At 70.7% G+C, this 10746-nt stretch carries 1 protein-coding gene; it reads right to left on the minus strand.

Annotation, left to right across the window (positions count from 1 at the left end):
- Positions 1–31: 31 nt before the first annotated feature.
- Complete coding sequence (locus tag ABGB08_RS22890; protein ID WP_347593458.1) at positions 32–10744, minus strand: SDR family NAD(P)-dependent oxidoreductase; 10713 nt, start codon at positions 10742–10744, stop codon at positions 32–34.
- Positions 10745–10746 lie beyond the last annotated feature (2 nt).

The raw sequence follows: 10746 nt of genomic DNA on the forward strand, positions 1-10746 counted from the left end.
TGGTCCTTCGGTATTCAGACGCGGGCTCGGGTCACAGATCTCTCGAGCGGCCCAGTTCGTTGTCGATGAAACTGAGGATTTCCTCGGTGCTCGCCGATTCGAGCATGCCGGCGACAGCGGTTTCACTAGTTTCCGTGCCGCTCTCGCTCACCTTCGCCAGCAGGTGCCGCAGCCGGGTCGCGATGCCGTTCCGGGCGCGATCGTCGAGCGCGTTGCCGGAAAACGCGGTTTCGAACCGGTCGAGATCGGCCAGCAGTGACAGCTCCACCTCGGTATTCGCTCCGGGCGTGATTTCCGCCAGCACGTATTCAGCGAGGCTCGCGGGGGTGGGGCAATCGAAGATGAGGGTGGCGGGCAGCCGCAACCCGGTGACGGCATTGAGCCGGTTGCGCAGTTCCACCGCGGTGAGGGAGTCGAAGCCCAGCTCGCGGAACTCCCGCCGCGCCTGGACCGCGTCCGCCGACGCGTGCCCGAGCACCGCCGCCGCCTGAGCCCGCACCAGCTCCGTCACCAGCCGCACCCGCTCGGCGTCCCCCAATCCCGCCAGCCGCCGTACCAGGTCCGCGTCCCCGCCCAGCGAGGTGGAGACCGCCGACCGGCGGCTTGCCCGCACCAGGCCCCGCATCAGATGCGGCACCTCAGGGAACCTGCGCAACACCGACAGATCCAGCCGCGCCGCCACCACCGCCGCCCGGGCCGACGCGGTGGCCGCCTCGAACACCGCCAGCCCCTGCTCGGCCGACAGCGCCGGCATGCCCGCCCGCGCCATCCGCTGCAGATTGATCGCCCCGAGCTCCCCGGTCATCCCGGTCCCCTGCTCCCACAAGCCCCAGGCCAGCGATGACCCGGGCAGCCCCTGCGCCCGGCGCAGCTGGACCAGCGCGTCGAGGAACGCGTTGGCCGCCGCGTAGTTGCCCTGACCGGCGTTGCCCAGCACCCCGGCCAGCGAGGAGAACATCACGAACCCGGCCAGATCCAGGCCCTGGGTCAGCTCGTGCAGATGCCAGGCCGCATCCGCCTTCGGCCGCAGCACACTGTCCAGCCGCTCGTGCGTCAGCGACGGGATCGTCCCGTCGGCCAGCACACCGGCGGTGTGAATCACCGCGGTCAGCGGATGCCCGGCCGGGATCCCCTTCAGCAGCGCCGCCACCGCGTCCCGGTCGGCCATGTCGCACGCCGCGATCGTGACCTCGACGCCGTGCGCGATCAGCTCCGCCTGCAACTCCACCGCACCCGAAGCCTCCAGGCCCCGGCGACTGGTCAGCAGCAGATGCCGTACGCCACGCCCGGCCGCCACGTGCCGCGCGAACAACGCGCCCAGACCACCGGTCCCACCAGTGATCAGCACCGTGCCCTCGGGGTTCCAGGCCGGGGCGTCGTGCTCGTCCGGTGACAGCCGGGCGAGGCGGGGAACCAGCACCTCCCCCTCGCGTATCGCCGCCTGCGGCTCGGTGGAGGCCAGCACCCCGGGCAGTACATCGAGCGGCGAAGACTCCTGATCATCCACGTCGACCAGCAGGAACCGGCCAGGGTCCTCCGACTGAGCACTGCGGACCAGGCCCCACGCCGCCGCGGCCGGCAGATCGGTGACCGCTTCACCATCGCTCACCGCGACCGCGCCCCGGGTGAGGAACACCAGCCGCGAATCGGCGAACCGCTCATCGGCCAGCCACCGCTGCAGCAGATCCAGAACCCGGGCGGTCAGCTCATGCGCCGACTCCACCACCCCGGCGGCCGGATCCGAGACCATCTCCGTCAGCACCACGCCCGGGACCGGACCCGACTCCAGCAGAGACGAGAGATCCAGCGTGTCCAGGCCAAGCACCGTCACCGGCACCGGGTCGGCTTCCGGCAGACCGCCGACCACGGACCAGCCCACCCCGAACAGCGAGTCCCATCCTGCCCCACGATGGTCGGAGCCGGCCACGTGCTCGGTGGCCATCGGTCGCATCACCACCGACCGGGCCGACACCACCGGCTCCCCGGCCGCATCCACCGCGAACAGGGAGTACGCGTCGTCCCCTGTCCGAGCCAGCCGTACCCGCAGCATCGACGCGCCGCTCGCGTGCAGGCACACCTCGCCCCAGGACGACGGCGCCTGGACGCCCTCGGCATCGTCAAGACCGGCGAACGGCGCCGCCTGCGACGCCGCGTCCAGCAGCGCCGGGTGCAACCCGAACGAAGCCGCGTCTCCTGCCTGCTCCGGCAGGCTCAGCTCGGCGAACACTTCGCCGTCAGTACCCCACCAGGCTGCCCGCAGGCCCTGGAACGCCGGACCGTAGGCGAAGCTCTCCTTCGCCAGTTCCTCGTACAGCCCCTCCAGCTCGATCGCGGTCGCGCCAACCGGAGGCCACACCGCCGCGTCGAACGGCACGGCTTCCGGAGTACCGGTCGCGAGCGTGCCGGTGGCGCGCAGCACCCACCGCCCCTCATCGGCCGCGTCCGCCGAACGTGTGTGAACACTCAGGCTCCGGCGGCCCTCTTGTGGTGCGTCCACCGAGACCTGCACCACTACCGCCTCGTGTTCGACGAGGGCCAGCGGCGCGGCCAGCGCCAACTCCTCCACCACATCGCAGCCGACCTGGTCACCCGCCCTGATCGCCAGCTCCACGAACACGCTGCCCGGCACCACCACAGAACCCGCCACCACGTGATCGGCGAGCCACGGCTGGGCGCTCACCGACAACCTCCCGGTCAGCACCACCCCATCGGAGTTGGCCAGCAGGATCGCCGCGCCCAGCAGCGGGTGATCCGTCGCGGACAGGCCCAGCACGCGAGGGTCACCGCTCTGCCTGGTGTTCGGCCAGAATCGCTGGTGCTGGAAGGCGTAGGTCGGCAGGTCGACCTGGCGACCGCCGGGCAGTACGGCCTGCCAGTCCACCGCCACGCCGCGCACGAACAGCTCTGCCGCCGAGATCAGCACCCGGTCCAGCCCGCCCTCGTCACGCCGCAGCGTCCCGGCGATCACCGCGTCCACCGCGGCCGCATCCGCGCATTCGCTGATGCCGATCGTCAGCACCGGATGGGGGCTCACCTCGACGAACACGCGGTGGCGCCGCTCCAGCAGTTCCCCGACGGCCGGGGCGAAGTTGACCGTATTGCGCAGGTTGTCACACCAGTACCCCGCGTCGAGTTCCGGCCCTTCCACCCACTGGCCGGTCACCGTCGACAGCATCGGCACCCGCACCGGACGCGGAGCCACCTCCGCCAGGACCTGGGCCAGTTCCGCACCGATCAGATCAACTTGAGCCGAATGGGAGGCATAGTCCACCGCGATACGGCGAACCCGCACCCCATCCCCGGCCAGTCGCTCGACCAGTTCCTCAATGGCCGCGACCTCACCGGCCACCACCACCGAATTCGGGCCGTTGATCGCCGCAACCGAGATCCGTCCATCCCAGACGGCCAGCCGCTCACGGACCTGCTCGACCGGCAACGCCACCGATGCCATCGCGCCGAGCCCGGCCAGCCGGTCGGCGATCAGGCGGCTGCGCAGGGCCGCCACCCGTGCGCCGTCCTGCAGCGACAGGCCACCCGCGACCACCGCAGCCGCGATCTCACCCTGAGAGTGGCCGACCACCGCGCCGGGACGGACCCCTAGCGACTCCCACACCGCCGCCAGCGACACCATCACCGCGAACGACACCGGCTGAACCACATCCACCCGATCCAGCCCCGGAGCGTCCTCGGCCTGGCGGATCACATCCAGCAGCGACCAGTCCACCAACGGCTCCAACGCCGCCGCGCACTCCGCCATCCGACCCGCGAAGACCGGCGACTCCTCAAGCAGCCGCCCGCCCATACCCGCCCACTGCGCTCCCTGGCCTGGGAACACCCACGCCGACTTCCCTGCGACATCGGCCACGCCCGAGACAACGTGAGCCGCCGGCTCACCTGCGCTCAGCGCACCCACACCCGCCAGCAACCCGCCACGATCCCGTCCGACCACCACCGCACGGTGCTCGAACACCGACCGCGACACCACCAGCGAGGACCCGACATCCACCGGGTCCAGGTCGCCGGCCTCCACCTGCGCCGCCAGACGACGGGCCTGACCGCGCAACGCCTCCGGAGTCTTCGCCGAGATCACCCACGGCACGACACCCGGCGCCTGCTCCTCCGGCTCCACCGCAGGAGTCTCCGGCCCCTGCTCCAAGATCACGTGCGCGTTGGTGCCACTGATCCCGAACGACGACACACCCGCCCGGCGCGGACGGCCGGTCTCCGGCCACCTGGCCGGCTCGGTCAGCAACTCCACCGCACCGGCCGACCAGTCCACATGCGAGGAGGGGGCATCGACATGCAGCGTCTTAGGCAGCACGCCATGCCGGAGGGCCAGCACCATCTTGATCACACCGGCCACACCGGCGGCGGCCTGCGTGTGACCGATGTTCGACTTGATCGATCCAAGAAGCAGCGGCCGGTCCTCGTCCCGATCCTGCCCGTAGGTCGCCAGCAGCGCCTGCGCCTCGATCGGATCACCCAGCGTCGTACCCGTACCGTGCGCCTCGACCGCGTCCACCTCGGCAGGAGACAGCCCAGCGATGGCCAGCGCCTGACGGATCACCCGCTGCTGCGACGGACCATTCGGCGCGGTCAACCCGTTCGACGCGCCGTCCTGGTTCACCGCCGAACCACGCACGATCGCCAGCACCTGATGCCCGTTGCGGCGGGCGTCCGACAACCGCTCCAGCACCACCATGCCCACGCCCTCGGAATAGCTGGTTCCGTCCGCCCCGTCGGCGAAAGACTTGCTCCGGCCATCGGGGGCCAGCCCGCCCTGCGCGCTGAAACCGATGAACACCGCCGGCGAGGCCATCACCGTCACACCACCGGCCAGCGCCAGATCGCACTCCCCCGACCGCAGCGCCTGCACCCCCATGTGCATCGCTACCAGCGACGAAGAACACGCCGTGTCCACCGTCACCGCCGGACCCTCCAACCCCAGCGTGTACGAGATCCGGCCGGTCGCGACGCTTCCCGCGGCCCCCGTGCTGATGAAGCCCATCGCCTCCAGCGGGAGTTCCGCGGTCATCGCGTAGTCGTGATACATCACACCGGCGAAAACACCCGTCCGGCTGCCCCGCAAGGAGAGCGGGTCCATACCCGCCTGCTCGAAAGCCTCCCAGGACGCCTCCAGCAGCAGCCGCTGCTGCGGGTCCATCGCCAGCGCCTCACGCGGCGAGATCCCGAAGAAGCCAGGATCGAACTGCTCGCTGCTCTCCAGGAAGCCACCGTCGCGTACGTAACTGGTGCCCGGGTTATCCGGATCCGGGCTGTACAACGCCCCGAGATCCCAGCCGCGCGTGGTCGGGAACTCACCGATCCCGTCCCCGCCCTCGGAAACCAGCCGCCACAGATCCTCCGGAGAGTCGACCTCGCCCGGGAAGCGGCACGACATGCCCACGATCACGATCGGATCGTTCGTCACCGGCACCATCGCCGTGGGCACCACCACATCGGCGCCCTCGCCCAACAACTCGTTCAGCAGAAACTCCGCCAGCACCACCGGAGTCGGGTAATCGAACACCAGCGTGGACGGCAGCCGCAACCCGGTCGCGGCGTTCAACCGGTTACGCAACTCCACCGCGGTGAGCGAGTCGAAACCCAGCTCACGGAACTCCCGGCGCACCTCCACCGTCTCCGGCGAGGCGTGCCCGAGCACCATGGCCGCCTCGGTGCGCACCAGATCCAGCAGAACCTCGGCACGCTCGGCCGCCCCCAGCGGAGCCAGCCGATTCAGCAACGTCGCCGCCACCACCGAACCGGACGCCGCCGACCGCCGACCGCCCCGCACCAGCCCCCGGAACAACGGAGAGACCTCGCTGAAGGCGCGCAGCACCGCCAGTTCCAACCGGAGCGGGATCACCACCGGCCGCGTCACCAGGCAGGCCGCGTCGAACAGCGCCAAGCCCTGTTCCACCGACAGCGGCGGCATGCCCGTCCGGGCGATCCGCCGCATGTCGACATCGCTCAGCGTGCCGGTCAAGCCGGTGTCCTGAGTCCAGGGACCCCACACCAGCGACAGCGCGGGCAGCCCCTCGGCACGACGCGACTCGGCCAGCGCGTCCAAGAACGTGTTCGCGGCGGCATAGTTGGCCTGCCCAGCCGCGCCCATAACACCCGCGAGCGAGGAGAACAGTACGAACGCCGCGAGGTCCAGGCCCTGGGTCAGCTCGTGCAGATGCCAGGCGGCGTCCACCTTCGGCCGCAGCACCGACTCCAGCCGCTCCGGCGTCAGCGAGGGAATCGTGCCGTCATCCAGCACACCAGCGGTGTGAATCACCGCGGTCAGCGGATGCCCCTCGTCCACACCGGCCAGCAGAGCCGCCACCTGACCCCGGTCGGCCATGTCACACGCCGCGACCGTAGCCTCGACACCGTGCGCGATCAGCTCGGCCCGCAACTCCACCGCACCCGGAGCCTCCAAACCCCGGCGACTGGTCAGCAGCAGATGCCGCACCCCGCGCTCGGCCACCAGATGCCGGGCCAGATGACCGCCCAGGCCACCGGTGCCACCGGTGATCAGGACTGTTCCGTCCGGATTCCATGGCTGTTCCGCCGCCTCCCGCGCCGGTGCCATGCGGGTCAGGCGCGGGACCCGCACCGTACTCTCACGCACCGCCGCCTGCGGTTCACCGGAGGCCAGCACCGCGGCCAGCGACGCTGAGGACAGTTCCGCATCGGTGTCGACCAGCAGAAACCGGCCCGGGTTCTCCCACTGCGCCGACCGCACCAGACCCCACACCGCCGCAGCCGCCAGATCGGCGACCACCTCGCCCTCCCCCGCCGCCACCGCACCACGAGTGACGAACACCAGCCGCGAAGCCTCGAACCGCTCATCGGCCAGCCACCGCCGCAACAGCCCCAGGACCTGAGCGACCAGCTCGTGCGTCGACTCCACTGGGCCGGCCGTCTCTGACGAGCTGACACGGAGAGTCAGCACATCCGGCACCACCTCCAGCAGCGCCAAGTCAGAGAGAACCTCTTCGGTGAGCTCAGCCACATCCAGCCCGGCATCGGACACCGGCGCGTGAGCCGGCACCCATTCCAGCCCGAACAACGCCTCCCGCGCCGCCCCCGGACCGCTGCCGGCGGCGGCGAGCTGGTCGGCCGAGACCGGCCGCGACACCAGCGACCGCGCGGAGAGCACCGGCTCTCCGGCGGCGTCCACCGCGCTCACCGACACGGCGTCGTCGCCCACCTTGGCCAGGCGGACGCGCAGCAGCGCCGCTCCGGTGGCGTACAGGCTCACCTCCTGCCAGGAGAACGGCAGCCGCGTACCCGCCGCGGTGTCCAGCCCGGCGAACGCGACCGCGTGCAGGGCAGCGTCCAGCAACGCCGGATGCACCCCGAACGCACCGGCATCCGACTGCGCCTGCTCCGGCAAAGCGACCTCGGCGAAGACCTCACCACCGGTGCCACGCCAGGCCCCCCGCAGACCCTGGAACACCGGGCCGTACCCCAACCCTCCCTCTGCCAGCTCTTCGTACAGCCCGTCCAGCTCGATCGCGGTCGCGCCGGCCGGGGGCCACACCGCCGTATCGAAGTGCGCAGCGGCCTGAGCGTCCGTGGCGAGCGTCCCGGTGGCGTGCCGCACCCACGGCACCTCGTCACCGGCCTGCGCCGGCCGGGAGTAGACACTCAGGGTCCGGCGGCCGGTCTCCTCCGGGGCGCCTACCGCGACCTGGACCGCGACCGCGTCATCCTTACCCAGCACCAGCGGCGCGGCCAGGGTCAGCTCCTCGACCAGGCCACAGCCGACCTGGTCACCCGCACGGACCGCCAGCTCCAAGAATCCGGTGCCCGGGAAGAACACCATCCCCGCCACCGTATGATCAGCCAACCACGGCTGCGTTCGCAGCGAGATACGCCCGGTCAGCACCACTCCGTCGGAATCGGCCAACCCGACCGCGGCACCAAGCAGCGGATGATCCGTCGCGGCCAGACCCGCCGCCGCCACGTCCCCCGCACCGGCACCGGCGCTCTCAAGCCAGTACCGGCGGTGCTGAAAGGCGTAGGTCGGCAGGTCCACCCGGCGTCCACCGGTCAGCACGGCCTGCCAGTCCACCGCCACGCCGCGCACGAACAGCTCGGCCGCCGAGACCAGAACCCGGTCCAGCCCGCCCTCATCACGGCGCAACGTCCCGGCGATCACCGCATCCACCGCGGCCGCATCCACACATTCGCCGATGCCGATCGTCAGCACCGGATGCGAGCTCACCTCGACAAACGCCCGGTACCGCTGCTCCAGCAGCTGCCCGATCGCCGGGGCGAAGTTGACCGTGTTGCGCAGGTTGTCACACCAGTACCCCGCGTCGAGTTCCGGCCCTTCCACCCACCGGCCGGTCACGGTCGACAGCATCGGCACCCGCACCGACTGTGGAGCCACCTCCGCCAGGACCTGGGCCAGTTCCGCACCGATCAGATCAACCTGAGCCGAATGCGAGGCATAATCCACCGCGATACGACGAACCCGCACCCCATCCTCGGTCAGACGCTCCACCAACTCCTCGACGGCCTGCACCTCACCGGCCACCACCACCGAGCGAGGGCCGTTGATCGCCGCCACCGACACCCGGCCATCCCAGGACGACAGCCGCTCACGCACCTGCTCGACCGGCAACGCCACCGACGCCATCGCCCCGAGCCCCGCCAGCCGGTCGGCGATCAGGCGGCTGCGCAGCGCCACCACCCGGGCGCCGTCTTGTAGAGACAGGCCACCCGCGACCACCGCGGCGGCGATCTCGCCCTGAGAGTGGCCGACCACGGCGTCGGGGCGAACACCCAGGGACTCCCAGACCGCCGCCAGCGACACCATCACCGCGAACGACACCGGTTGGACCACATCGACCCGATCCAGCGACGGAGCGTCCTCGGCCTGGCGGATCACATCCAGCAGCGACCAGTCCACGAACGGCTCCAGCACCGCCGCGCACTCCGCCATCCGGCCCGCGAAAACCGGCGACTCCTCAAGGAGGGCAGCGCCCATGCCCGCCCACTGGGCTCCCTGGCCCGGGAACACCCACACCGACTTCCCGACGACGTCGGCCACACCCGCGACCACACGAGCCGCCGACCCCACTGCGATCACGCCACCACGCCGGGAGGCTCCGGCGTCGTCCGTGCTCAGCGGACCGAGACCAGCCAGCAACTCCTCGCGATCACGCCCGACCACCACCGCGCGGCGCTCGAACATCGACCGCGTTGTGGCCAGCGAGAACGCCACATCGACCAGCCGCAGATCGTCCGCCGCCTCCACATACTCGGCCAGACGGCCGGCCTGCGCCCGCAACGCCTCATCGGATCTGCCCGAGATCACGCACGGCAGCACACCCGCCACCGGCACCGGCACCGGGTCCGCCACGTCCGGCTCGGCCTGCGGCGTCTCCGGCGCCTGCTCCAAGATCATGTGCACATTCGTGCCGCTCATCCCGAACGACGACACACCCGCCCGGCGCGGACGGCCCGTCTGCGGCCACTCCACCGGCTCCGTCAGCAGTTCGACCGCGCCCGAGTCCCAGTCCACCCGCGAAGATCGCTCGTCCACATGCAACGTCTTGGGCAGCACCCCATGCCGGAGAGCCAAGATCGTCTTGATCACGCTGGCCACACCCGCCGCGGCCTGCGTGTGACCGATGTTCGACTTGACCGCCCCGAGCAGGAGCGGCTGCCCCGCTGGCCGGTCCTTGCCGTACGTGGCCAGCAACGCCTGGGCCTCGATCGGGTCACCCAGCGTCGTCCCGGTGCCATGCGCCTCGACCGCGTCCACGTCAGCGGGGCTCAGTCCCGCGACGGCCAGCGCCTTGCGGATCACCCGCCGCTGCGAAGGACCGTTCGGCGCGGTCAACCCGTTGGACGCGCCATCCTGATTGACCGCGGAACCCCGTACGATCGCGAGGATCTCGTGCCCGTTGCGGCGGGCGTCCGACAACCGCTCCAGCACCAGCACGCCCACGCCCTCAGACCAGCCCGTGCCGTTCGCGGTGTCGGCGAACGCCTTGCACCGGCCGTCGGGCGCCATCGCGCCCTGCGCGTTGAACCCGAGGAACACCAGCGGCGACGCCATCACGGTCACCCCGCAGGCCAGCGCCAGCGAGCACTCACCCGACCGCAGCGCCTGCGCCGCGAGGTGAATCGCCACCAGCGACGAGGAACAGGCCGTGTCCACCGTCATCGCCGGGCCCTCCAGGCCCAGCGTGTAGGACAGGCGTCCGGACAGCACACTGGCCACCGTTCCGGTGACGCTGTCGCCCTGCCCGCCTTCCAGGACCAGGCTCATGTAGTCCTGGCCGTTGGTGCCCACGAACACTCCGGTGGAGCTGCCCTTCAGCGAGACCCGGTCGATCCCGGCCCGCTCGATCGCCTCCCACGACGTCTCCAGCAGCACCCGCTGCTGCGGATCCATCCCCACTGCCTCACGCGGTGAGATCCCGAAGAACCCGGCGTCGAACTCCACCGCATCGGACAGGAACCCGCCCTGGCATCCGACCCCCATGGCCGAAATGCCCTCCACATCCCAGTCCCGATCGACCGGGAAGGAGGAGATCGCGTCCTCACCGTTGATCAGCAACCGCCAGAAGTCCTCAGGCGAGCCGACTCCGCCGGGAAAGCGGCATGCCATCGACACGATCGCGATCGGATCGTGCCGGTGCGACTCCAACTCTTCAAGCCGTCGACGGGTCTCGTGGAGATCGGCGGTGACCCACTTCAGGTACTCAACGAGCTTCCGATCTTCGGACATCA

The sequence above is a fragment of the Acrocarpospora sp. B8E8 genome (genome assembly GCF_039871605.1).
Classification (GTDB): domain Bacteria; phylum Actinomycetota; class Actinomycetes; order Streptosporangiales; family Streptosporangiaceae; genus Acrocarpospora; species Acrocarpospora macrocephala.